Below are 23660 nucleotides of genomic sequence, written 5' to 3'. Positions count from 1 at the left end.
ATTCCGGAACCTGCTATTCTAACCTCTGCCCAGCTCGAAATTCGCAAATGATCGATACCGCCTCCAGTATCTGGACCACGATTGTTCTAGAGTTCTCCGATATACCGGATGTGGCCGAAGCCACGCGTGTTGTGTTGCGCCTGACTATGGCGACAATCCTGGGGGCCGCGATTGGCTTTGAACGCGAACTGCGGGGCAAGGATGCCGGCCTGCGTACCCACATGTTGGTGTCGCTAGGGGCAGCCATCTTCATACTGGTACCCCTTCAAAGCGGCATGGAAATCGACGATGCCAGCCGCGTCCTGCAAGGTATCATTGCCGGCATTGGTTTTCTGGGTGCTGGCGCGATTATCAAGTTTAGCAATCGCGGAGAAATCAAAGGCCTTACCACAGCAGCCAGCATCTGGGTCGCGGCCGGAATCGGCATTGCGGCCGGGATGGGCCGGGAAGCCACTGCCGTTGTCAGCACGCTGGCAGCACTCTTCATACTGGTCGTATTAAGGCGTGTAGAAGAGGATCTCAGCCCGCCGGACGATGCTAACGACGAAGATGATGATGACCAAGACTTCAATGACGGCAAGCGGTAAATTTGCACACTGAAGTTGCGCCGCAACCTTCAGTCGATATCATCAGGGATTAGGTTGGTTCGAGGGCCAGTTTTCACGTTCGCTGCCAGCCTTGCCATTCGCCCCTGATGGCGCCATTTCGATAGACTTACCTTTTTCGTCCTTCGCGACGGAGATTCTATTTTTTTTGGCCTTTTCTCCGAGCATCGGCGCGCAATCATTGCTTTCGTTACTGCCCACATTCAGCAATGGCAGTAGCGCGGCGAGCGGCGTCGCGACAACGCCCAATGCAACCGCAGCTCCGGCCCGGGCCGCAAGCGGACCCATCTGGACGCCCACTTCAGGATCCTTGAAAGTACCTTTTGCGTACAAGGGAGACCGCAAGGTAAAGATACGCACAGTCCTGTTTTCCGGACGTATATCAAGATCCATGACTTCTGTGCGCATGTTGATGGTGCCAGTAATGTCAACGGTAGTATCGTCTGTTTCCAGTTTGAATACCTTGGCCGTCATGAGCCCGTCGGTTACCGTAAAGTCTGTTGCGACACAGTTCAAGACCACTTGCTCGTCGCCGAACAACTTCGCCAAGACCATATTGGCGACGTTCAAGCCAGCGGCCTCTAGCAAAAACCGGCTGACTGTCCCGCGGCTTACCAGCGCCTTGAATTGACCATTTGAATGGCCCAATAGCTCGGCTATCGAGCTTCCTTGAGCTTTAAGATTCGCATCGCCGTGAAGTTCGCCAAAGCTGGCTTTCATGGTTTCGGCGCCGGGGAATAGTTTTTTAAGCTTGAGGTGCCGTGCAGCGATGACCATCTCGGCTTGCATCTTTTCACCCCGACCATCAAGAGTAATGGTATTGCTGAGCGTCCCGCCTGCGAAGCCGAAATTCAAGGGAACTAGCGAAAGCACACTGTCGTTCAACTTTATATGGGCGTCAATATTCTCTAATGGCAAGGCTTCGATCCGCAATATCTTTACCCCTCGAAACTTTACATCGGCATCCATCGCCCCCCAGACTTTGGTATTAATAGGCGCAACCGGCAGGGCTTTGCCGGGTGGCTGCTTCACTTTATCGTCTTTCGCCCCCGCGCCCTTCACGTCACTGGTATCGGCGCCGATGAGCGGGCCTAAATCCTTGAAACGCAAGAGTCTCGACTGGACGTCGCCAGTCAGCAGTGAGCGGGGTTTGCGCGCCAGGTATTCAACAGTGCCCTCGAGGTCGCTTTCGCCCATAACACCCTTGAATTCTTCATAGCGCCATTTGTCGTTGTCACCTTCAAGCAGACCAATAAGGCGCCCTTCAGTACTGTACGGCGGCGTCTGAGGCAGCGAGACACCTATCAAGGGAAACAAATCGGCCATGCTGTCGCCTGCCAAGGTCAAACGGACATCTAGCGAGGCAAGCTGTTGCGGCTTGGTAAGTGAGCCTTCTATGCCTATCGAGGTTTGTCCTACGCTGACCTTGCCTTGCAAGGGAAAGGGTTTACTGCTATCCCGCAATGACAGAATGTCGCCGGTTTGCCCTTCGCCGCTGATATCCGCCTTGTTGTAGCGGCCTTTTGCCTTGAAGGCGATGCCGTAACCTTCTTTGCTGGCTTCCTTCAAGCTGTCGAGCTCGGCATCAAGGGCCAGTTCGCTGGCCGCGTCGGCCACCTGCACCTTCACTTGCTCGAGCATCACCTTCTGGAGATCGAACTTCCAGTTTGACGGGGTTTTATCTGGGTCGTCTTTCTTCAACGTCCAGTTATTGGCGCCCTGTGCGTCACGATTCAGTAAGACATTAGCCTCTTGCACCTGCAATCGCGATATCTGGACAGTACGACCCAACAACGCCAACGGATTGACGACGGCCGTAAGGTTTTTGACCTCGGCCATATTACCTTGAAGTCCGCTGCCTTCGGGGTTTGCCACAATGATCTGGCCGGCGGAGATCTCGGGCCATGGCACCCAGCCGCGCCAGCCGTCCTGGTCTTGGGGTCGCAGCCATTTAACTGACAAGTCGCCCTGTATTTGCACCGGCCGATCCAGTAGTTCGGTCGCCTGCCGATTGATCCAAGGCCTCGCATAGTTCAAGTTGAATGTGCTTAGCAGCGCCACAACCAGAACCATTGCCATGAAAAGACCAAAACATACCCACAGAATTATCTTTACGTAACGTGGCATGTTCGTTCCCCTTGGTCCGACACCAGAATATCAAAACGATGGCAGCGTCATCAGCGCAGACAAATTGCAGTGTCCGCCGTAACGACGGACAATACGGTCAACGTTGGTTTACAGCAACTGCTCACGCAATTCAGCGGCTGTCTTAGGCGAGAGCAATCCGGGTGCCACGTCATAGACACTTTTAGCGCCCGCAATACCTTGTTGATTAAGTCGAAAGGCAGCCCGCGCGTAAGCAACCAGCACGCTGGACGTAAATTCGGGATTGCTATCCAGCTTAAGCGAGTATTCGATCACTTGTGCCGTACCCTTGGCCGTCGTACCGCTGCGTATCACAAAGCCCCCATGTGGCATGGCCGCATGATCGCGTTTTAGCTGTTCTTCAGTGATAAAGCTGACCGAGGTATCGTAGTCATCAAAATAGTCGGGCATCGTGATGATGGCATGCTTCACCGTTTCTCGGTCGACACCGGGTTCCAGCACAACGTAACAGTCACGCGTGTGTTTGTCGCGCGTCGATAATGCAGGAAGTTCGCCCCGACGTACGCGGTCTACGGCTTCGGGTACGGGTATCGTATATTGCACGGCGCCCTTGACACCGGCAACCCGCCGAATGGCGTCCGAATGCCCCTGACTAAGCCCTTTACCCCAGAATGTGTAGGTCTGACCCTGCGGCAGTATTGCTTCTCCGAATAGACGATTCAATGAAAACAAGCCAGGATCCCAGCCGACCGAGATCAGTGCGGTGTTGCCACCTGCCTCAGCCGCCTGATTAACTGCCTGAAAGTATTCGGGGATCTTCGCATGCGTATCAAAGCTGTCGACCGTGTTGAACATCGCTGCTAGCGCAGGACCTTGTTCAGGCAGGTCGTTCTTTGAACCGCCGCATAGCACCAGCACGTCGATATCGTCTTGATATTCGCCAACGGAATCCAGCGCGCGCACCGGCACGCTGGACTGCAGCAGTCTGAGACTGGCAGGGTCTCGCCGGGAAAACACGCCAACGAGCTCCATATCGGCGTTCTGCATAATGGCAGCTTCAACACCGCGGCCGAGATTTCCGTATCCGACGATACCAATTCTAATTTTTTTGCCCATCGCGAAATGCATCCCCATAATTAGAAAACGATGGGGAGATTGTACCCAGACTACGTACCGCTCAGGGCAACATGGACCGATTATGTTGATAACGCACGTGCCACGATAGGGCTTCTTCCAGTAAATGGGGAGTGTGCCCGCCACGCTTGCACGCCCGCGTGTAATAGCTGTTAAGCTCGTCACGGTAGTCGGGATGGACGCAGCGTTCAATAATCAATGCCGCCCGTTCGCGCGGAGCAAGGCCGCGCAAATCGGCCAAGCCCCATTCCGTGGCTACGACATCGACATCGTGTTCAGTATGGTCCACATGCGCGACCATAGGCACGATACTGGATATCTCGCCATTCTTGGCGACCGACTTGGTGACAAAAATGGATAAATGGGCATTGCGGGCGAAATCGCCGGAGCCGCCTATTCCGTTCATCATGTGTGTACCGCCAACATGCGTGGAGTTCACATTGCCAAATATATCGAACTCTAGCGCTGTATTGATGGCGATCAAACCGAGCCGGCGAACGACTTCCGGGTGATTGCTGATTTCCTGCGGCCGCAACACCAATCGTGAACGATAGCGTTCGATATTGTCCAGGAAATGCTGATGCATCTTCTCGGAAAGGGTAATGGACGACGCGGACGCAAAAGCCAATTGGCCGGAGTCCAGCAGTTCGAACGCGCTGTCTTGCAGAACTTCCGAATACATCGTCATGCCCTCGAATGGAGACTCGAGTAAACCGTGCAATACGGAATTGGCGATGGTTCCGATGCCGGCTTGCAAGGGCAACAGTGCTGGCGTTAGACGGCCAGCCTGGACTTCGTCAGCGAGAAAACTGATGACATGCCGAGAGATGGCCTGGGTGTCGGCGTCGGAGGGCAATATCGTCGACGGGCTGTCGGCAGAATTTGTAATGACAATACCGGCAAGACGCTCCGCGTCGAGCAAGATGGCGGGCGTGCCGATACGCTGATCCACCGCGAGGACAGGTATGGGCTCGCGACCAGGTCGCAGCTGGGGTACATAAATATCGTGCAAGCCCTCCAGCGACAAAGGCATGCCAAGATTCAATTCAATAATTACTTGCTTTGCCTGTTCAATGAAGCTGGCAGAATTACCAACCGAGGTGCTCGGCACGACGCCGCCGTCTTCTGTGATGGCAACCGCCTCGATGACGGCAATATCAATAGGCCGAAGATTGTGGCCTCGCAGCTGTTCTACCGTTTCTGACAGGTGTTGGTCGATAAACATGACCTCGCCAGCGTTAATTTTTTTGCGGAGGCTTGCGTCAGCCTGAAACGGCATACGGCGTGCAAGCAGACCCGCATCCGCCATAACGCCATCGCTGTCATTGCCCAGAGATGCGCCTGTGATCAAGGTCAGCTTCAGTTCTTCGCTCCTGGCGCGCTCGGCGAGCGCATCGGGCAAGGCCTTGCAGTCTCCGGCCTTAGTGAAGCCGCTCATGCCAACTGTCATTCCATTCTTGAATAATCGTGCCGCCTCTTGGGCCGACATTATTTTTCGTTCCAACCCGGGCTGCCGAATTCTGTCCTTATACATGTCTTTCTCGCTAGTTATGCACGTGCACGGCTTGGCAGTGGACCGCCTGAGCGCCTTCTACCGGTAACGCCTGGTTCTTGCCAATGCGAATCAACGGTACGTGCACGGTTTTGTAAGTGATATGTAAAGGTTATCATTGACAGTATGAATAAAAATCACTGCTTTCAGTCGTATTATTCATGTTCAGAGTCTATCGACAGGAGCTATTTTGGACATACGATCTTTACGGTATTTCGTGGAAACCGTTCAGCTAAACAGCTTCACGCAAGCGGCTGCATCGCTGCAAGTGACCCAATCGACTATCAGCAAAATGATCCGTCAACTGGAAGGGGAAGTCGGTGAAGCACTGCTGATTCGCGACTCACGTCAACTTGTCCTGACCGACACAGGACGTGTGATGTATGAGCGTGCTCAGGATGTATTGGGGGCCATGCGACGACTGACGACGGAAATTCACGACACACAGGCCTTGAATCGAGGCACGTTGCACGTAGGAATTCCGCCGATGATCAACCTTTTGTTTACACCGGTTCTAAAGATGTTCCGTGAAAAATATCCCCATATCAGCCTGACGCTGCATGAAGATACCGGTCAGGAAATTGAACGGCAAGTGGCGGCAGGGGAACTGGAAATCGGTATGAGCATAATGCCGACGGATTCCTCCCTGGACCTTGTCTCGGTGCAAGTAGCGTCCCACGACGTATGGGCCGTTGGAGCAGCCGGGACCTTCCGGCTTCAGAAAGACACCCTACGTTTGGAGGCTTTGCGCAACATGCCATTGGTACTGTTGAAAGATGATTTTGCGCTGACGCGCCGCTTGCAACGCGAATTCCGCCAGGCGGGCTTCGAACCGAATGTTGCGGCGCAAAGCAGTCAATGGGATTGGACCGTAGAAATGGCCAGGGCGGGCATGGGCGTAGCGCTGCTGCCCGAACCATTCGTCAAGAAGCTAAACCCCGAGGGCCTTGTGCTGGCAAGAATTGTCGATCCTGAAATCCCGTGGCAAGTGGCACATATTTGGAATGGCCGCTACTTATCGCATGCTGCCCAAGCGTGGATCGAAATATGCCAAGACATATTAGGGGGTCATTGGCTGGATGAGTCCAGCCACAGTCGTTAATCAAACTGTTGCGCTTTCAACCGCGACTGCCTGGTCTTCTTCATCGGATACCGAACTGCGTATCAGGTGATCGAAGGCGCTGAGCGCTGCCTTTGCACCATCACCCGCCGCGATAACGATCTGCTTGTAGGGCACCGTAGTAACGTCACCCGCGGCGAATACGCCCGGAAGCGAGGTCTGACCTTTGGCATCTACTTCGATCTCACCATGGCGTGATAAAGCCAATGTGCCCTTGAGCCACTCGGTATTAGGCACCAGACCGATCTGGATAAAAACCCCTTCCAATTCAACGTTCTTGATTTCGCCGGAGTCACGGTCTTTATAAGATAGACCATTCACTTTTTTGCCATCACCGTGAATTTCGGTGGTCAAAGCCGATTTGATCACGGTAACGTTAGGCAAACTGTATAACTTGCGCTGCAGCACCGCGTCGGCGCGCAAGGCATCACCGTATTCGATCAACGTTACATGCTTGACCAAGCCAGCAAGATCGATCGCCGCTTCGACTCCCGAATTGCCACCACCGATAACCGAGACGCGCTTACCCTTGAATAGCGGCCCATCGCAGTGTGGGCAATAGGCAACCCCGTTGTTACGGTATTCGCGTTCGCCTGGCACATTGATTTCGCGCCAGCGTGCACCCGTCGACAGAATAACGGTTTTGCTTTTCAGTACGCCGCCATTTTCGAGCTTTATTTCGATAAGCTTGCCAGGCACAAGACTGGTGGCCTGCTGCAAATTCATAATATCCACATCGTATGCCCTGACATGCTCTTCAAGGGCAGCGGCAAATTTGGGCCCCTCGGTTTCCTTCACGGAAATAAAGTTTTCGATCGCCATGGTGTCAAGCACCTGGCCGCCGAAGCGTTCACCCACCACACCCGTACGTATCCCTTTACGCGCGGCGTAGACCGCTGCGGCAGCGCCAGCAGGACCACCGCCAACCACCAGAACATCGTACGGTTCTTTGGCACTGAGTTCTTCCGCCTTGCGGCTGGAAGCGCCCGTATCAAGCTTGGCGAGTATCTCTTCGACACTGGAGCGGCCTTGCCCGAACACTTCACCGTTTACATACATCGTCGGAACCGACATAATTTGACGGGCTTCGACTTCGTCCTGGTACAAAGCGCCGTCGATCGCAACGTGCTGAATACGTGGATTGATGACCGACATGGTATTGAGCGCTTGCACGACATCTGGGCAATTCTGGCAGGACAGCGAGAAATAGGTCTCGAACTGGTAGTCGCCATCGAGATTGCGAATTTGTTCAATGACCGCTTCATCCAGTTTGATCGGATGTCCTCCAACCTGCAGCAGGGCCAACACTAGCGACGTGAACTCATGTCCCATTGGGATACCGGCGAACTGTACGCGGATATCGGTGCCACTGCGACTGATGCTGAATGAAGGCTTGCGTTCATTGCCGTCGTTACGTTCTGTTAGCGTGATCCGGTCAGACATCAGTTCGATCTCTTGCAGCAATTCGCGCAATTCGCGCGACTTGGCGCTATCGTCGAGCGAAGCGACGATCTCGATAGGTAGCGAGACCATTTCCATATAGGATTTCAACTGAGTTTTGAGATTTGTATCTAACATAGCGTATCGACCTTCATGATAAGAGGATTCGGGGAATATGCCACGCCACCGGCTCATGGCCAGGGCGCAGCGGGTACGTATTAACTACCTGCTTATCGCAAGCGGAATAGCTAAGTAACGCTTAGATTTTGCCAACAAGATCAAGCGAAGGAGTCAACGTTTTGGCGCCTTCTTCCCATTTTGCGGGGCAAACTTCACCTGGGTGAGCAGCAATATACTGAGCAGCCTTGACCTTGCGCAGGAGCTCGCTGGCGACACGGCCGATACCGTTGTCGTGCACTTCCATGACTTTGATCTCGCCTTCAGGGTTCACAACAAAAGTACCGCGAAGTGCCATGCCTTCTTCTTCGATCAGAACTTCGAAATTACGGGCCAGAACATGGGTGGGGTCGGCGATCATGGGGTACTGTACCTTCCCGATTGCGGCGGACGTATCGTGCCATGCTTTATGCGAGAAATGCGAGTCGGTGGAAACGCTGTAAATTTCAACGCCAATCTTTTGGAATTCAGCATACTGTTCAGCCAGATCTTCCAATTCTGTCGGGCATACGAAAGTGAAATCGGCGGGATAGAAAACGAACACCGACCACTTGCCAGCCACTGAGTCACTGCTTACGTCAACGAACTTGCCGTTGTGGAATGCGGTTGCTTTGAAAGGTTTGATTTGCGTATTGATCAGGGACATTATGTATTCCTTTTGGTGGTTAAAAACTGAGCACAACTGCAGTATAGGTCACAACTATCATTTTCCATAATTGATAGTTTTTATATACTCGATTGCTTTTGGCTATAAGCAACAAATAAAAAACCAAAAAGCCTACTGCCGCCATGCCACTATTAAAGTACATGAGGACTGCAGGCTAGTTTTCAACCAGAAGAAAGGAATACGGCCCTTTGAACGGGCCCGTTGAACTTAAAAACTCTTGGTCAATGTTAGCAGGGCCGTAGAGCTGCCAATGTATTTTCCCTTGGTGTTCGTATAGACGTTCCGCTTGGCATTGGTATCGATATAGGCTAGCGTGGTCGAGAAACCATGACCCCAATCCTTGCTGACACCCAACAGCCAATCGGTATATGAACCGTCGTCCAGGTTTCGCACCTTTTGATAGCCCACATGAGCGTTCACAGTCAGTCCCCACACCCCGGTATCAAACTTTCCGCTTAAATCGTAATATTGGCTGTTTTTGCTATCTGGTACGCCGAATAAGTTACTGAGCGAATGCGAATATTTTGCGGTGATGGGACCATAGCCCAGCGCCACGTAAAGTTCGGTGGTATCCGGGCTGGTATAACCGCCGGGATAGCTACCCGGGTAGTAGTACTGCAAGGCGCCAACATCAAATGTGAGGTCTTGCCCAATGGTGCCCTTATAGCCACCGTAGAAGTCCATTTCGACCGCCGCTGATACATCAGGATTTGAATCATCCAGCCAACTGATACTTGAATTCCAATTTCCTATGTAAAAACCACTAGAGTGTGCGACATCGAAACCACCTTGTATGGCGGGCTTATTATTGGTTTGCATAATGCCGCGATAGCGATACTGAGTGGCCAGGGTCACATTCGCGCTCACCGTAAAATCGGAGGCGGCAGCAGGATCGGGGCTTGTTTGGGCAAGCGCTGGATTTATCGCGGCGATGCCAAGACATGCGGTTACGATTCCAGATGCTAAAGGAGAACGCTTACTCATGGATCAAACTCCTGAAAGAAGGAAAGAGGTATCCACGCTTACGCAAAGTCCGTGCCAAAAAGCCGTACATCATTAGCTGCAAAATAGCAGCCGATACCCCGAGTTCTGCTTCGGTTTAGTGCACGGGCGATGCCTCTCGGCGGGGCGTTCGCGCAGTCGACGCTTATGTCCAAAATGGCCAGCCACAGGATTGTTGGCGTGCGCACCGTGCTTTTCAGCATTTAAGCCTATGCACGCGCTAGAGAAGGCGCTGGTGCATAGTGAAGAATTGCCAGATTACGGCGCTGGCTTTCGGGCCATCCTTGGCATGGAATTTCAATTTGCCGTCTCCACCACTCCAGGCATGCCCGACTGATTTAATCAAACATAACCGTACAATCGGTTTACGCCCGCGAATGTAATCTTCTCGCAGATATTCCCGTTCTGTACCTGCTGCCATCACGCCCTTCCTGGGCGGTGGGTCGACAAGGCCCAGCGCAGACACAGAACGACGCGGTATTCCTGTAGTCGGGACCAGCGGGTCATTCGTTAGCTGCCAGTTTATATGTACGAACTGTTGTGTCAGCTGACGTGCATTGCGTGGCGCCACCACACGATCTTGCTGGCCATGAAGAATCATGGCCGGCATTCCGGGAAAGCGAACGTGACCGTTAAGAATCTGCGGCGTTAGGCTTAACGGATCCTTGAGGGTTCCGCGTCGCATGGCTTGCAGTCCGGTTGCCGCGTTATGCGCTTCGCCCAGAACGGCGCCAGAATGCATTGCAACCGCTGCAAAAACATCTGGCCTGCGTAGTGCCGCCAGCGCTGCCATACCTGCCCCGGCCGATAATCCCGCCACATAAACCTTGCTGCCATCAAGCTTGTACCGTGCCACGATGTCGCTTGCCAGATCAGCGATGGCGTCGGCTTCGGCACAACCATGCGGACCATCTGGTTGAAACCAGCGCCAGCAACGCATGGCCTGAACTCGTTTACTTTGTTGTGGGTACAGCACCACAAAACCTTTACTGTCTGCCAACTTATTCATTCTTGACCCCATGGCCATTTCGTAGGCAGTCTGCTGACAGCCATGTAACATCACCACAAGTGGCATACCGGCGGTCGGTTGTATTGCTGGCCTATATAACGAATACGCCAGCCGCCCCAGCAGTTCAGTTGACGAGGGCAAGGTTTTGAAATTCAAGTTCTGCCATGTGCCGGATCCGGCTGGCACCTGCCCAGATGGCAGCCGGGTAGTGGTAGCGCGGGCCCGTTTGACGGGTTTTGCAGATTTGGCTTTCGCCGTCTTGACGACTTTCGCTTTCGCACGTTTGACGGGAGGCCGTATAGTCAGTTTCAGCGCTTGCCGCTGCATGCGCCCTATGCGTTTGACGGTAGAAAAAAATAGATTGCTCAGTTTTTTTGCCATATACCCTCTATACTGGCCCGCGTCCAAAGTGAATACACTATCCCATACATCGGGCAGTTTTTGACAATTTTGCGTGTTACCGAAATGAAACGAACTGTCCGACGCAAAGTCGATTTATATTGCAGAAGCGCGTCAACAATAACTAAGGAGGCTCGCCATGAACTCGTTGTTCGCCTTTCTGCATCATATTGCCGCCTTTACGCTGGTGGCGGCCCTGGCGATGGAGTTAGCGCTGATACGGGAAACTCTCTCCACCTCTATCGCTCGAAAGCTGCAGCGCGCCGATCTCATTTTCGGCCTGTCTGCCGCAGCGGTATTGGTCATAGGCTTATTGCGAGTGGTTTACTTCGGCAAAGGGGTCACGTATTACCTTAGTAACGTTCCTTTTATGGCGAAACTGACACTTTTCATTATTATTGGCGTCTTGTCGATTTATCCGACCCGCGAATTCTTGTCATGGAGGCACACGTTGAAAGCGGGCAGAATTCCCTATGTTGCTCCCGATAAGCTGCGAAAGCTTCGTGTCACCATTTATCTTGAATTGGCCGCATTGCCTGCCTTGATACTATGCGCCGCATTAATGGCACGAGGCGTCGGAAGCCTTTAGGCGGCATCAGCTTCTGACGCCGCCTTGCAAGCGTCGCTTCGGTGTAGCCACGAACGGTCGACGAAGGATTAGCCCGCTACGATGTGGGACTGTCGTCGGCCCCCACACGTATGACCACCTTGCCGAAATTCTTGCCTAGCAACATGCCTATGAAGGCATTGGGGGCGTTCTCCAGCCCCTCGGCCAGATCCTCGCGATACTTGATTTGGCCTGACGCAAGCCAGACCTTCATGTCCTGCGCGAATTCCTCGTAGCGCGACGCATAGTCTTCGAAAATAATGAAACCCTGTATTTTCAGCCGTTTGGTCAGAACAGTGCGCATAAACTGAGCCAGGCGATCTGGACCTTGGGGCGGCGACGTCATGTTGTAGTAAGAGATCAATCCACACACCGGAATTCGCGCCGAGGTATTCAACAAGGGAAGCACGGCGTCGAACACTTTGCCTCCGACATTTTCATAATAAACATCGATACCGCCAGGGCAGGCGTTGGCCAACTGCTCGGCGAAATCGTCCGCCTTATGGTCTACGCAGGCGTCAAACCCCAGCACTTGTATAGCGTGCCGGCATTTTTCTGGACCACCCGCTACGCCGACAACATGGCAACCCTTCAGTTTCCCGATTTGGCCAACCGTAGCGCCAACCGGACCGGTACATGCCGCGACCACAAGGGTTTCTCCACGCTTGGGTTGACCAATGTCTAGCAACCCCATATAGGCAGTGAATCCTGGCATGCCCAATATTCCTAACGCATAGGAGGGATGATCAGGATTGCTGCCCAGACGCGTCAGCCCAGCCCCATTCGAAATGGCATAGTCTTGCCAACCACCCGGCGCTACCACCCATTCACCAGCAGCATAATCAGCATGGTTCGAGGCGACAACACGGCTGACCGTCCCCGCGCCCATGACGGCACCGACCTGCACTGGTGCCGCGTAAGATGGTGCATCGCTCATGCGTCCTCGCATATAGGGATCTAGCGATAGGTAAACCGTGCGCAGCAATATTTCGCCATCTTTCGGTTGTGGAAGTGGAGCGTGTTCCAGCCGGAAGTTGTCTGCTGTCGGAACTCCGTGAGGACGCGATGCCAGGACAATGCGACGGTTAATTGTGTTGGATTGAGTCATACTTCGCCCTTTCAGTTAATAGCGGAATATTCAAGAACGCCGATGCGGCCTTACATAAGCAGCGCGGCCGGCCTGCCAACCACTCGCAGCCACCCCTAAACCGAGCGCTGCAAAAACCCACCCTGAAGCACTATACCCGCCAGTTATGCCGTGTAACAGCCCTATCAGTAAAGGCCCGGAGGCAGCGAGCAAATATCCGATACCCTGCGCCATTCCCGATAGTTGGGCGGCGACCATAGGATCTGGAGACCGCAGTACGATGACCGTCATTGCGATAGCGAAGAGTCCGCCCTGCCCTATGCCCTGCAAAATCGCCCAGGCCCACACCGTGGACAAGGGCGCAAAAAGCAAGCCGAGCAATGCCGTTGCGGCGATAACCGCCAGCACAACGTTGAAAATTCGTTGATCCTTGCAGCGAACGGCCAGCGGAGGAACGAGCAAACAGGTGACGACCTGCACCATAATGGACACGGAGACGATCAATCCGGTTGTCAGTCCATCAAGGCCACGATCTCGTAGAATTGGGGCCAGCCACCCCATAAGACAATACGCCAAAGCAGATTGCAAGCCCATGAAAAAAGTCACGTTCCATGCCAAGGGATCGCGCCACAAGCCGCCCGGTCGATGTGCGGCGCGACCTGGCCCCGGAGCGCTGCGCAGAGCCAGCGGTGCCCAGATTAGCGCCACCAAGGCAGCCGGGACGGCCCAGAAAGCAAGACCGACAGACAACGAGCCATTGAACAAATCTGAAACAGGCAGGGTAAATGCGGCGGCCGACGCGGCGCCCCCACATAAGGCCATGGTGTACAAACCGGTCATTAAGGCGGCATGCTTGGGAAAGTCGCGCTTTACAACACTGGGCAACAAGACATTCCCGATGGCGATGGCGCCGCCAGCCATGGCTGTTCCAGCGAACAGCGAATAGATGTCCCCCACGCCGCGCAACGCTGTTCCTGCCGTCAGAAAAACCAGTGCAATTAGCAAGGTGCGTTCAGGGCCAATGCGCCGCGCAAGCCTCGGAGCAAAAGGTGCAAATAGACCCAGACACAACACAGGAAGCGTGGTCAGGTAGCCCGCGCCCGACGATGACAGGTTGGTCTGCCGGATGACTTCGGGCAGCAATACCGACAGGCTGGGGAATACGGGCCGTAAATTAAAGGCAATAAGCATTAGGCTAAGACCAAGCAAGAGCTGTCCGGCCAGTCTTTTTTTGGCTGATGTGATGGGCGCCTTTTCGGCGCAATTTTCAGCGGGGATCATGTCGACATTCTTATAATTCTTGCTTCGATTGCAGTTACAGACTTCGTCGCAACTTTGGAAGCCCTATCATAGCCGGGCGTAAGTGCCGCTGCCCGGCACGAGGCTGCTGTGAACCTCACTTAGGACCGATGCTTGCTACGGGGACCATCATGCGGTGCTGCCTCCTCAGCCGACCGAGCCTCCGGTTCCGGTAGACATTCAGGACATCGAATAATTATGTTCGGAGAACTTTTGATGGTCTCGTTGTTTCTTTCGGGCGCCACCGATCCGCTCCAGAGCGCCGTCGAGCACTATCGGCGGGTCGATTCCTATCAAATGAAAGTACAGACCAGCAGTGGTAGCAGCACCGACGTCATGCTGTACTCCTTCAAGAAGCCTGGCTACGTCCGGGTCGATTTTGAGAAGCCCTTCAAAGGAGCGGTACTCATTTATGATCCGACCCAAAAAAAAGCCAAGCTTTGGCCGTTCGGCTTTCAACGCTTGCCAGTATTCACTCTGGATCCCGATAACCGCATGATCAAGAGTCCGTCGGGGCAGCGCATCGACCGATCAGATGTCGGCTACCTATTCGAGAATGCCAAGTTACTGGCGTCCCGCGGAAGCACAGAACGGGTCGGCACCCAGTCCATCGAGGGACAAAATGCCATACACCTTGTGATCAAAGGAGACGGCAAGTTTTCGTTGGGCGAAATACACCAATACCAGCTTTGGCTGGATTCGGCGACGGGTTTTCCCGTCAGGGTAGCGAGTTACAACGCTGGAGGGCGATTGCTGGAACAGGTCGAAATAAGCGGCCTGCTTGTCGACCCCGAGTTTCCTCTTGGCTTTTTTGACCTCTAGACCATGGCTGAATTTCGATTCATCACGATCTGGCGCATTGAAGCGCCGCTGGCACAAGTATCCGATGCCATTTTCTGCTGCTCCGAATGGCCAACGTGGTGGAAGAACGTCGAAAAAGTCGATGAAATCAACCCAGGCGACCCCGAGGGAATCGGCGCATTATGGCGCTTTACGTGGAAAGGCCATCTTCCATATCGATTGACATTCAACATCTGTGTACTGCGCGCGGTACCCCTGCAGGTACTGGAAGGACTTGCCACCGGGGAACTCGAGGGAACAGGCTGCTGGTATTTCGTCGATGAATCGCCTGTTACGGTCGTACGATATGAATGGCGCGTGCGCACAACTCGAACCTGGATGAATCTGCTCGGGCCTGTGGCAAGGCCACTGTTCACGTGGAACCATAATCAAGTCATGCGGCAGGGAGCCGAAGGCCTGGCTGTTCTACTGAAAACACGTCTAGTCGGCCTGACACACAGCTAAACCGCATAGGTCGACAGCGACCTACAATTCCCGGTAAACAAGCACAGGTATCCGACTATGAATCAATACCTTTTGCGTTTCGCTGCCTAGCAAAAGACCCTTGATCCCTTTTCGGCCGTGCGATGCCATGGTAATCAGGTCGCATTGATTATCTTTCGCTACCTGGATAATGGCGTCGTAGGGATCGTCGGATACGACATACATGGTGCTGCAGCTGACACCCGTCTTTTGGGCCATCTGATCAATCGATGACAGGATTTTCTTGGCTTCCAATTCGCTTTCCTTGTCATATCGAGCCCGGGTGTCTTCCAGCATTTCAGTCTTATAAGTAAACGTATGGAACTCCGGAATCACATACAGCCCGGTGATTTTGGCATTCAATTGCTGGGCGAGCTGGAAGCTCGCCTGGATGGCGGCTTCAGATGCCGTAGAGCCGTCGGTAGGCAAAAGAATATGCTTGTACATTGACATCTCCTTTCTTGGACTTATGGGTTTATCAGGCCGCCATGAAGAAACACGGTTTGATTGTAGATCGCGACTCCTAAGCTCCACGTACAATTTACACTTTCACCCGGCCTGGAGAGCGCCATATGACCACTATCGGAACCCCACTATCCCCTTCTGCCACCAAAGTAATGCTGCTGGGATCTGGCGAGCTCGGCAAGGAAGTGCTGATCGCACTGCAACGGCTCGGGGTGGAAACGGTAGCCGTCGACCGCTATTCGAATGCACCGGGGCACCAGGTCGCCCACCATGCCCGAACCATTGCCATGAGCGATCCTGCACAACTCACGGCGCTCATCACGACAGAAAAGCCAGATATCGTCGTACCCGAAATCGAGGCCATTGCTACATCAGTCCTTGAAACCCTGGAAGCCGCGGGACAGGTACGCGTCATACCGAACGCACGCGCCGCGCGCCTGACGATGGACCGTGAAGGCATTCGACGGCTGGCCGCTGAAACGCTGGGTCTTTCCACCAGCCCGTACCGCTTTTGCGATTCCATAAACGAGTTGCAGGCGGCCATTGACGATGCCATCGGCTACCCCTGCGTCGTGAAACCCGCCATGAGCAGCTCGGGCAAAGGTCAAACCAAGATCGATGGTCCCCAAGATGTTCAGGCTGCATGGGATTACGCAATGGCTGGCGGACGGGTCAGCGGCGCACGCGTCATCGTGGAAGGCTTCATCGACTTTGACTACGAGATTACGCTTCTGACCGTGCGGGCGCTTGGGCCGGATGGCCAGGTAGAAACTCACTTCTGCGAACCCATCGGGCATACCCAGGTCGCGGGCGATTATGTGGAAAGTTGGCAGCCCCATCCCATGCACCCCGCAGCTCTGCTTAAAGCGCAGCAAATCGCGCGGAGCGTAACGGATAACTTAGGCGGTCAAAGCATATTTGGGGTCGAGCTGTTCGTTAAAGGCGAAGAAGTCTGGTTTAGCGAGGTCAGTCCCCGTCCCCACGATACGGGTCTGGTAACCATGATCACCCAGTGGCAGAACGAATTCGAACTGCACGCCCGTGCCATTTTGGGCCTGCCCGTCAGTACCGCGCTTAAAAGCCCAGGCGCCAGCGCAGTGATATACGGCGGCCTCGACGCGCAGGGCGTCGTCTTTGAAGGGGTCGACGAAGCATTACGCGTTGCGCAAACTGAACTGCGCTTGTTCGGCAAGCCGGAAAGTTTCAAGAAGCGCCGCATGGGCGTTGCCCTGGCTTATGACGACGATGTAAACGCGGCCCGCGAACGCGCAAAAAAGGCGGCGCTATGCGTAAAGGTCAGGGCTGCCAGCTAGGCAACAACATCGACCCAGCAGTTGGGTGTTTCATACAACCGCACACGGCTTAGATGCAGATTACCGCCGAATTTATGGGCGTATTCGGGCGCAAGGGTATCGAAAGCCAAGTGCGCCAAATTTTCGGCGGTAGGTATGCTGTCGACGATAACGGTCTTGTGATTACCAAGCGATTCAAGAAAGTCGACCACCGCCGTATCGCCCCGAAATACCAGAAAGGCATGATCCCACCGGTCGACAATATGCTCCTTCGCAATTGCCTTGATTTCGGAGAAATCCATCACCATGCCGTTGTCGGATTCGCCAGGGGCCGCAATCACCTCGCCTTCCAGGGTAATTTCCAGGACATAGCGGTGTCCATGCAGATTCCTGCATTGGCTACGATGATCGGGTATGCGGTGGCCTGCGTCAAATTCCAGCTTGCGAGTAATACTAGTCATGGCTGGACCCACCCTGCGCAACGAACTGCTTGTAACCGCGTGCGCGCAGCTCGCACGCCGGACAGGTTCCGCAACCATAGCCCCAGTCGTGTCGGACGGAACGATCCCCGAGGTAACAGCTGTGCGTATATTCCTGCGTCAAGGCAATAAGTTTATTTCCGCCAATGTCTTCCGCAAGGCGCCATGTTGCGGCCTTGTCCAGCCACATCAGGGGCGTTTCAATACGGAAGTGTTGTTCCATTCCCAAGTTCAACGCCAGTTGCAGCGCTTGCATCGTGTTGTCACGGCAATCTGGATAACCGGAATAGTCGGTCTCGCACATTCCAGCCACTAAGGCATCGATACCACGGCGATAAGCCAGCGCTGCGGCATACGTCAGGAAAATCAGGTTGCGCCCGGGAACGAAGGTGTTGGGCAGTCCGTTGTCGGCAAAGGCTATTTCCTTTTCCGCGGTAAGCGCGCAGTCTGATAACTGACCCAGCAGACTAAGATCGAGCACATGATCATCGCCCAGACGCTCAACCCAGTCAGGGAATTGGCTTTTGAATTCACCCAGTACGTTCTGCCGGCATTCCATTTCAACGACATGGCGTTGACCATAGTTGAAGCCTACGGTTTCAACCTTCGAATACCGGTCCAGAGCCCAGGCCAAGCATGCGGTCGAATCCTGACCGCCAGAAAAAAGTACAAGTGCGCGGGACATACTATCGAATTCCGATTAATTTATGAGTTTGAATGCTCAAGCGCCAACGTGGGTGCGACAGGCAATATTCGATCGCCGCCTGGGTATTGGCCGCCTGATCGGGTCCGTCCATCGGTTGCAGCCAGAACTCATCGAAGGGCAGCTCTTCGAAATCGGCCGGATCGATGCCCGGCTGCGGAAAAACCAGCTTGAGTTCTTGCCCCTGACGAAGAATCCAGTCGGTGCCCGCCTTGGGGCTGGTGCAAAGCCAATCGATGCCAGGCGGCGGCAGAACCGTTCCGTTAGTTTCCACCGCGATTTCGAACTCGCGCTCATGAAGCGCATTTATCAATGACGTGTCAAGTTGAAGCAAGGGTTCGCCGCCAGTGAATACGACGAAGCGGTGTCTGGGATTCACCCCCCAAGTGGCCTGAATAAGGTCAGCCAGTTCATCCGCAGTTTTATATTTGCCGCCCAATGTGCCGTCTGTGCCGACAAAGTCAGTATCGCAAAATTGACATTGCGCCATGGCGCGATCCTGTTCACGTCCTGTCCACAGGTTGCAGCCTGAAAACCGACAGAAGACGGCGGGCCGCCCGGCCTGGGCACCTTCCCCTTGCAGGGTAAGAAAAATCTCTTTAACCGAATAAGTCACAGCTACTTTACCGTTTCAATCAAGCCTCGAGGGATGGGCTTGCCTTGATAACGTTATTGTATATGGCGATTCCGTAACCCGTTCCCGGGTGCTGCCGGATCGGACGGGTTACTGTGTCAGGATACGTGCTCACCGGCGAGGACGACTTGCCGGTGAACAGCCAGCCAGATCGTAGGACCATCATGCGACGTGCGAACGACACGATGCCTGCAACCGGTTGGCAACCAATAATGGTCGCCCGCCCTAAGCTGCGCCAAATTCTCCTTCCCTTCGATCTGTAGCGTGGCTTGCCCTTTCAAGACGATCACCCACTCATCCCAGGACTGTTGATACCAAAATCCCGGAGGACTTGCCTGGCCGTGAGAGACAATGCGTTCAATTCGCAAGCCGGGCACATTGAGCATTCCGTCGAAGGTCTCTTGTGACGTATCCAAGGGCAAATTATCAAACAAATTTACTAACATGATTCCCCTTAGGAAAAACTGTCGCACGGGCACCTGATTCGCTATTCCTTCTTACCAAGCGTATAGAAGAAGGCCGCCATGTCGCGCGCATCTTTTTCGGTCACGCCCAAGTCCGGCATCGCCGACAAAGGGGCGATGGCGCTGGGCTTCTGTATCCATTGCACCATATTAGCTGGCGTATTAGGCAGTACGCCGGCGATGTATTGGCGATCAGCAATACCACTGAGAGAGGGACCAATATGGCTATTTGCCCCCACGATTCCCGGGATTACATGACATGTTGTGCATAAGTACTGCTGCAGCGCCTGCCGCCCGGCCGCTATGTCGCCGAGTGGCTGATCCACCATCGGCGCTGTTGCCGGAAATTCGGGCGACCGCGCCGACACCGGAGCATGCCGTTTGTCCCAATCGGCGTAATCAGATGGCGACAAGCTTGGCAGGACTTTCATGAATGCCACCACGTCCCATATATGGGAAACCGATGCAGGTCCCAATCATCCGCCCGGTATTTAGCTTCAGCGAGTCGCACTACGAGTACGGCGAAGGAGCATGGCATGCAACCTGCTGCTTCAGACATCAAGATACCGGAGAAAAACATGAAAAAAGCACACGCGCTCTGGCAAACTCCGCGCACAGGATTGTGTACCTTAGTCGCCGTGACGGCTCTGACCGTACTGGGGGCTTGCGCGCAGACGTCGCGATTGCCAGAAAACGCCGGTTATGGTCCCGATCCTCAGCTTCCGGAGCCGCAGAGAGCCCTCATACCCACCGTCAACGTGGCCGAAGCTGTGGGTTGGCCGGAAGGAGCCGCTCCGCTACCTGCGCAAGGCCTGCAAGTCAGCCGATATGCAAGCGGCCTCGACCATCCGCGGTGGCTTTACGTCCTGCCTAATGGCGATGTGTTGGTTGCCGAAACCAATGCGCCCAAGCGCCCCGCTGAGGACGAAAAGTTCAAGCTCAAGATCATGGGCCACTTCATGAAAAAGGCGGGCGCCGGCACACCCAGTGCCGACCGCATCACACTGTTGCGCGATCAAGACGGCGACGGCCATGCGGAGATCAAGCAGCCGTTTCTGGAGAAGCTGACATCACCCTTCGGTATGGCGCTAGTCAAGAACCATTTATACGTCGCGAACACAGATGGAGTAGTCCGTTTCCCCTACACGGAGGGCGATACGCGCATCGACGCCGCTGGCGAAAAAGTGACCGATCTGCCAGCGGGGCCATTGAACCATCACTGGACGAAGAACATCGTTGCGTCATCAAATGGACAGCGGCTGTATGCGACAGTCGGGTCCAACAGCAACGTCGGCGAGAACGGTCTGGATCAAGAAGAGGGCCGAGCCGCCATTTGGGAGATCGACCTTCCAGGAGGAGAAAAGCGCCTATTCGCCACGGGACTCCGAAATCCTAATGGCATGGACTGGGAGCGGGAATCGAATGAGTTATGGACGGTCGTCAATGAACGAGACGAACTCGGCAGTGATCTGGTTCCTGACTATCTCACCTCGGTGAAAAAGGGTGTTTTCTACGGCTGGCCCTACAGCTACTACGGCAATATCGTTGATACGCGTGTGCAGCCGCAGCGGCCTGACCTCGTCGCGAAAGCCATAAAGCCAGATTATGCCCTGGGAGCCCACACGGCGTCGCTGGGTCTCGCGTTTTATAACGCGGAGTTATTTCCCGAACGGTATCGCGGAGGTGCTTTTATCGGCATGCACGGTTCTTGGAACCGAGAGCCGCCGAGCGGATACAAAGTCGTATTCGTACCCTTTAAGGACGGCAAGCCGAACGGCATGCCTCAGGACATTCTGACAGGCTTTCTCAACGGCGAAGGGAAAGCACAAGGCCGACCCGTGGGTGTGGCGATCGACAACCGAGGCGCCTTACTGGTCGCGGATGATGTGGGCAATGTCATATGGCGTGTCGCTCCAGAGCAATGAGTTGCCGCCACTAATTAGGAGAACACTAATGAAGTACATGATCAGTTGGTACGAACGTCCGCAAGGATCAGCTATGGAGTATGAGAATGCTCAACGGCGCATACTCGAAGTATTCACTCAATGGAAAGCACCGGACAGTTTCAAGATTGAGCTCTTCGTTGTGCGAGTGGGCGAGTGGGGTGGGCACATGTTGGTGGACTGTGACGATCCGTTGGCCGTTCATAAAGCCTGTTCCACCTGGCCCGCGTTTGAGTTCCAGGCACGACCGGTGATCCCCGTCGAGGATGCGGTGAGGGTCGAACTGGAAGCAATTGCCTGGCGCGATGGACTACAGCCTAAGTGAGCTTCGATAGGTGTGACCTCACGACATCAAGGTTCCAACCGGGCACAGCATTGAAGCCAGTTAACGATCTGCGGCTAGCGGTGTACGGCGCAGCGGCCGTGCAAAACTTAACTCATGCCCGTCGGGATCGTTAACGTGAAAGTAACGCTCTCCCCACGGTGCATCGCTCGGAGCAAATGCCGGCTTGAGCCCCAGAGCCAGCACCTTCCGGTATAACGCGTCCACATCCGAAACGTAGATAATCACCCTACCCCACCCATTGATCGGCGCGTGCGCTTGCGCGATCAGATTAAGGTAAGACGTGCCGATTTTAAATGAAGTGAATGCCTCGTTAGGGCCTCCGTATTCCATGGGAAATCCCAGCGCCCCATAAAAGCGCAGCGCCCGTTCCATGTCGCTCGTGACCAGCGTGATCGCGCTCAGCGCTTCAAAGCGCGGTTCCGATTCTGTTTCCATAGTAAACCACCAAACCGCGCCCTAAATGGCTTTTACTGCATTCAATACGGCATAAGCGACCGACTCGTTAGTAACATCGCCATGGTCGGTAATGATGTCGTCCGCGTTCAGGTTATAAACCTGGCCCGACACAAAAGCGTATTGCTGACCGGGCCTGAGCAATGTGCCGGCAATCGTTTCGGGCCCCATTTTTTGGGCTCCATTACGCCCCATCCCGCCGTAGGGATCGTTCTCATCGCCTAAAGCACTGGCCTGATCCAGCGAAATTCGCGACGCCAGCGGATAGGCAACGCCTACGGCGCGATCATTCTTGGTATGGGTAATGATGATGGGACCGGAGGCGCGTTTTTCAGCGACCAAGGCGCTAAATTGACCGTCATGTTTGTCATCGAATTTGGTTGCCAGACCATTATGCGAAAACGCGGCTTGCAGCAACGAAACGGAAACCGAAGGTGTGCCTTTGGGCAAGGCGTTTGCCGCGGCTGTCACAAGGCGCCCTCCAAAACTATGGCCGACAAAATGCACCTTAATATCTTTTTTTCGATCGCGAATGCGGCCTATTAATGGTGCGACGCCGCTTGACCCGACCAAGCCTGCACGCTGCTTCATTTCGTTGTAAGTGGCAAAGTTGGCGATTCGCCGCGCCGCGGCTTTAATGCCGCTGACCATATCCGCAATAGCGGCATCGCCGCCATGGGCGGGCCTCGCCGAGCCGACCACGGCTCTGGCACCACCGAATTCGGCGCTCGCAGAGAGCGGTGCCACACCATCCGAAAACGCCTCGAACAATTCCTCTGGCTTCAACGCAAAGAACTCCTTGGATCCATCATCGGTATGGGCAAATGACGGATCCTGAATGGAGCGCAGCAGCGTTACGAATTTGCTCCGCGCGCTCTTGTCGGTCTCCAATTTCGGCACCAGGGCCTGCGCCGCATTGATGGCGGTCACCCGCTTTTTGTTCGGCACGTGCTTGTCAGTTTTCCCAGGGCCGCCCAGGCGTGCCGGATCAGATTTCATACGTTCAAGGAAGACAATCAATGAATCGTCACTCTGGCGTATGGCACTGGCAGCGCCGCCGCCTGGTAGCAGATCCTCATCGGCGAACTTTTTGCTGGGCCAGAACAAGCGAATTACCCCGAACTTCCGTTCGGCTAGCCCTTCTACCGCCTTGATGTCGAGAAGCTGGTCAACGCTCTTGAAAAAATTTTCGTACAGCAGCCTGGCTTCCTGCATGTCGTTATTCCAGCCATGCGACACGACCAACAAGTCAGTGAAGTTCGGCAGGCTGGTTAGCACCGCATCGACCTGGGCGTTATCGAAGACGTTACCGTCCTTGGTGAACTCGACATCAAAGTGCGTAAACGACATATTG

General features: G+C 54.4%; 25 protein-coding genes. 8 read left to right on the top strand and 17 right to left on the bottom strand.

Annotated elements, in window-relative coordinates; genetic code table 11:
• Window positions 1-50 precede the first annotated feature (50 nt).
• Window positions 51-587 (top strand): MgtC/SapB family protein, encoded by a 537-nt coding sequence (locus tag EKL30_RS17435; RefSeq protein ID WP_370246285.1) that lies wholly within the window; start codon window positions 51-53, stop codon window positions 585-587.
• 42 nt (window positions 588-629) lie between these two features.
• Here the strand turns inward: EKL30_RS17435 and EKL30_RS17430 are convergent, their stop codons facing one another.
• From EKL30_RS17430 to EKL30_RS17420, 3 genes are all read right to left on the bottom strand, one after another.
• Window positions 630-2732: an AsmA family protein gene (locus EKL30_RS17430; protein ID WP_126708519.1), complete on the bottom strand. Its 2103-nt coding sequence runs from the start codon at window positions 2730-2732 to the stop codon at window positions 630-632.
• A 108-nt stretch (window positions 2733-2840) separates the two neighbouring features.
• Window positions 2841-3827: a diaminopimelate dehydrogenase gene (locus EKL30_RS17425; protein WP_126708518.1), complete on the bottom strand. Its 987-nt coding sequence runs from the start codon at window positions 3825-3827 to the stop codon at window positions 2841-2843.
• 61 nt (window positions 3828-3888) lie between these two features.
• Window positions 3889-5379 (bottom strand): acetyl-CoA hydrolase/transferase family protein, encoded by a 1491-nt coding sequence (locus tag EKL30_RS17420; RefSeq protein ID WP_126708517.1) that lies wholly within the window; start codon window positions 5377-5379, stop codon window positions 3889-3891.
• Window positions 5380-5587: 208 nt separating this feature from the next.
• Here EKL30_RS17420 and EKL30_RS17415 point away from each other — a divergent pair, with 208 nt between their 5' ends.
• Entirely contained in the window at window positions 5588-6499 is a 912-nt protein-coding gene (locus EKL30_RS17415) for a LysR family transcriptional regulator (protein ID WP_126708516.1), read from the top strand.
• Here the strand turns inward: EKL30_RS17415 and ahpF are convergent, their stop codons facing one another.
• The 4 genes from ahpF to EKL30_RS17395 form a co-directional block, all read right to left on the bottom strand.
• Window positions 6500-8095, bottom strand: a complete 1596-nt coding sequence (ahpF, locus tag EKL30_RS17410; RefSeq protein WP_126708515.1) for an alkyl hydroperoxide reductase subunit F — start codon at window positions 8093-8095, stop codon at window positions 6500-6502.
• A 121-nt stretch (window positions 8096-8216) separates the two neighbouring features.
• On the bottom strand, window positions 8217-8780 hold the full coding sequence (ahpC, locus tag EKL30_RS17405) for an alkyl hydroperoxide reductase subunit C (RefSeq protein WP_126708514.1): 564 nt from the start codon (window positions 8778-8780) through the stop codon (window positions 8217-8219).
• Window positions 8781-9008: 228 nt separating this feature from the next.
• On the bottom strand, window positions 9009-9785 hold the full coding sequence (locus EKL30_RS17400) for a TorF family putative porin (protein ID WP_126708513.1): 777 nt from the start codon (window positions 9783-9785) through the stop codon (window positions 9009-9011).
• A gap of 238 nt (window positions 9786-10023) precedes the next feature.
• The gene (locus EKL30_RS17395; RefSeq protein ID WP_126708512.1) at window positions 10024-11193 is read right to left on the bottom strand and encodes a PHB depolymerase family esterase; all 1170 of its coding nucleotides are present in this window, start codon (window positions 11191-11193) and stop codon (window positions 10024-10026) included.
• A 157-nt stretch (window positions 11194-11350) separates the two neighbouring features.
• On the opposite strand from EKL30_RS17395, the gene EKL30_RS17390 reads away from it, so the two are divergent.
• Window positions 11351-11800: a DUF2214 family protein gene (locus EKL30_RS17390; RefSeq protein WP_126708511.1), complete on the top strand. Its 450-nt coding sequence runs from the start codon at window positions 11351-11353 to the stop codon at window positions 11798-11800.
• Window positions 11801-11876: 76 nt separating this feature from the next.
• On the opposite strand, the gene EKL30_RS17385 is transcribed toward EKL30_RS17390, so the two are convergent.
• Both EKL30_RS17385 and EKL30_RS17380 read right to left on the bottom strand, forming a co-directional pair.
• On the bottom strand, window positions 11877-12926 hold the full coding sequence (locus EKL30_RS17385; RefSeq protein WP_126708510.1) for an NADP-dependent oxidoreductase: 1050 nt from the start codon (window positions 12924-12926) through the stop codon (window positions 11877-11879).
• A 30-nt stretch (window positions 12927-12956) separates the two neighbouring features.
• Window positions 12957-14186 carry an MFS transporter gene (locus tag EKL30_RS17380; protein WP_126708509.1) on the bottom strand — a complete coding sequence of 410 codons (1230 nt, stop codon included), beginning with the start codon at window positions 14184-14186 and terminating at the stop codon, window positions 12957-12959.
• 216 nt (window positions 14187-14402) lie between these two features.
• Between EKL30_RS17380 and EKL30_RS17375 the strand changes: the two genes are divergently transcribed.
• Both EKL30_RS17375 and EKL30_RS17370 read left to right on the top strand, forming a co-directional pair.
• A complete protein-coding gene (locus EKL30_RS17375) occupies window positions 14403-15026 on the top strand; it encodes a sigma-E factor regulatory protein RseB domain-containing protein (protein WP_126708508.1) in 624 nt (207 codons plus the stop codon).
• A 3-nt stretch (window positions 15027-15029) separates the two neighbouring features.
• A complete protein-coding gene (locus tag EKL30_RS17370; RefSeq protein ID WP_126708507.1) occupies window positions 15030-15509 on the top strand; it encodes an SRPBCC family protein in 480 nt (159 codons plus the stop codon).
• Between the two features lie 21 nt (window positions 15510-15530).
• Here the strand turns inward: EKL30_RS17370 and EKL30_RS17365 are convergent, their stop codons facing one another.
• Window positions 15531-15974 carry a universal stress protein gene (locus EKL30_RS17365; RefSeq protein WP_126708506.1) on the bottom strand — a complete coding sequence of 148 codons (444 nt, stop codon included), beginning with the start codon at window positions 15972-15974 and terminating at the stop codon, window positions 15531-15533.
• A gap of 125 nt (window positions 15975-16099) precedes the next feature.
• On the opposite strand from EKL30_RS17365, the gene purT reads away from it, so the two are divergent.
• On the top strand, window positions 16100-17305 hold the full coding sequence (purT, locus tag EKL30_RS17360) for a formate-dependent phosphoribosylglycinamide formyltransferase (RefSeq protein ID WP_126708505.1): 1206 nt from the start codon (window positions 16100-16102) through the stop codon (window positions 17303-17305).
• Here the strand turns inward: purT and queD are convergent.
• The 5 genes from queD to EKL30_RS17335 all read right to left on the bottom strand — a co-directional run bounded on the left by queD (window position 17302) and on the right by EKL30_RS17335 (window position 19995).
• Entirely contained in the window at window positions 17302-17745 is a 444-nt protein-coding gene (gene queD / locus EKL30_RS17355; protein WP_126708504.1) for a 6-carboxytetrahydropterin synthase QueD, read from the bottom strand. The genes purT and queD overlap by 4 nt on opposite strands.
• A complete protein-coding gene (gene queC / locus EKL30_RS17350) occupies window positions 17738-18448 on the bottom strand; it encodes a 7-cyano-7-deazaguanine synthase QueC (protein WP_126708503.1) in 711 nt (236 codons plus the stop codon). Before queC ends, queD begins: the two co-directional genes overlap by 8 nt.
• A gap of 1 nt (window position 18449) precedes the next feature.
• Window positions 18450-19082 (bottom strand): 7-carboxy-7-deazaguanine synthase, encoded by a 633-nt coding sequence (gene queE, locus EKL30_RS17345; protein WP_126708502.1) that lies wholly within the window; start codon window positions 19080-19082, stop codon window positions 18450-18452.
• Window positions 19083-19198: 116 nt separating this feature from the next.
• Window positions 19199-19546: a cupin domain-containing protein gene (locus tag EKL30_RS17340; protein ID WP_126708501.1), complete on the bottom strand. Its 348-nt coding sequence runs from the start codon at window positions 19544-19546 to the stop codon at window positions 19199-19201.
• Window positions 19547-19587: 41 nt separating this feature from the next.
• Complete coding sequence (locus EKL30_RS17335; protein WP_126708500.1) at window positions 19588-19995, bottom strand: cytochrome c family protein; 408 nt, start codon at window positions 19993-19995, stop codon at window positions 19588-19590.
• 147 nt (window positions 19996-20142) lie between these two features.
• Here EKL30_RS17335 and EKL30_RS17330 point away from each other — a divergent pair, with 147 nt between their 5' ends.
• Complete coding sequence (locus tag EKL30_RS17330; RefSeq protein ID WP_126708499.1) at window positions 20143-21489, top strand: sorbosone dehydrogenase family protein; 1347 nt, start codon at window positions 20143-20145, stop codon at window positions 21487-21489.
• A gap of 28 nt (window positions 21490-21517) precedes the next feature.
• On the top strand, window positions 21518-21832 hold the full coding sequence (locus tag EKL30_RS17325; RefSeq protein ID WP_126708498.1) for a DUF3303 domain-containing protein: 315 nt from the start codon (window positions 21518-21520) through the stop codon (window positions 21830-21832).
• 60 nt (window positions 21833-21892) lie between these two features.
• On the opposite strand, the gene EKL30_RS17320 is transcribed toward EKL30_RS17325, so the two are convergent.
• Window positions 21893-22288 carry a VOC family protein gene (locus EKL30_RS17320; RefSeq protein ID WP_126708497.1) on the bottom strand — a complete coding sequence of 132 codons (396 nt, stop codon included), beginning with the start codon at window positions 22286-22288 and terminating at the stop codon, window positions 21893-21895.
• A 21-nt stretch (window positions 22289-22309) separates the two neighbouring features.
• Window positions 22310-23656: a hypothetical protein gene (locus EKL30_RS17315; protein WP_126708496.1), complete on the bottom strand. Its 1347-nt coding sequence runs from the start codon at window positions 23654-23656 to the stop codon at window positions 22310-22312.
• Window positions 23657-23660: the final 4 nt, after the last annotated feature.

The sequence above is a fragment of the Candidimonas sp. SYP-B2681 genome (assembly GCF_003971065.1).
Lineage (GTDB): Bacteria > Pseudomonadota > Gammaproteobacteria > Burkholderiales > Burkholderiaceae_B > Pollutimonas.
The sequence above is the reverse complement of the archived record's forward strand: the minus strand, read 5'-3'. Positions and strand labels throughout refer to the sequence as shown.